General features: G+C 56.9%; 1 tRNA gene. It reads left to right on the top strand.

From position 1 onward, the window contains the following. Positions 1-77 (top strand) — tRNA-Arg (locus DXC52_RS08320). The last annotated feature ends 341 nt before the right edge of the window (positions 78-418 follow it).

The raw sequence follows: 418 nt of genomic DNA, 5'->3' as shown, positions 1-418 counted from the left end.
GCGGCGTTACCTCAGCTGGATAGAGGGTCTGACTACGAATCAGAACGTCATAGGTTCGAATCCTATACGCCGCACCAATTGAAATTGAAAGCCTCCGGCAACGGGGGTTTTTCTTTTACGCCGGCATCGCATGGATTCGAACCTCGGTCGAGGCGCGGGCGTCAAGAAAACGCGGAGCGTTTTTAGCCCGCGGGCGAGTCCGCCGGCAGGCGGGCGAAGCCGGTGCGGATCCGCGAAGCGGATACGCGGAATCCTATACGCCGCACCAATCGAACTTAAAGCCTCCGGTAACGGGGGCTTTTCTTTTATGGCAACACCGCATGGATTCGAACCTCAGTCGAGGCGCGAACAGCTTAATTATCACTGGGTTGATTTCCGATCTCAGCCGAACACATTAGGCGGACAGGCCGTTCCCGCA

This window comes from Collinsella sp. TF05-9AC (assembly GCF_003438495.1).
Taxonomy (GTDB): Bacteria; Actinomycetota; Coriobacteriia; order Coriobacteriales; family Coriobacteriaceae; genus Collinsella.
Note: the sequence above shows the minus strand (reverse complement) of the source record. Positions and strands in the feature narration are given on the sequence as shown.